Origin of the sequence: Nocardioides malaquae (assembly GCF_015070385.1) — a bacterium.
Lineage (GTDB): Bacteria > Actinomycetota > Actinomycetes > Propionibacteriales > Nocardioidaceae > Nocardioides > Nocardioides malaquae.
In genome coordinates, this window is the sequence record NZ_JADCSA010000402.1 from 1 (window position 1) to 271 (window position 271).

At 39.1% G+C, this 271-nt stretch carries 1 protein-coding gene; it reads left to right on the forward strand.

Translation table 11 applies throughout. From position 1 onward, the window contains the following. On the forward strand, nucleotides 1-271 hold a 271-nt coding region (locus IEQ44_RS18610; RefSeq protein WP_227487641.1), incomplete at both ends, for a hypothetical protein.

Consider the following 271-nt stretch of genomic DNA (forward strand, 5'->3'; position numbering starts at 1 on the left):
AGGCTACGGCGAATCATTTTAAAGGTCGGGATTATCTAAAACATGAATCCTATCTGTTTTTTACCATGCCAATGAATAAGGGGATGAGCACTGCAAAATATATAAATCCCTTTATAAAATACGACAAAGGGATTTGTAAAACGGTAGATCGCCAGGTTGAGCAGTTCATGACCGCTGTAGGAGATGCGGTGTCCTATGTGAATAATAGCCGTAAACTACAATTACAGCCTATAGATATAGAAAGGGTTGAGAACTTGACCTGGCAGTATTT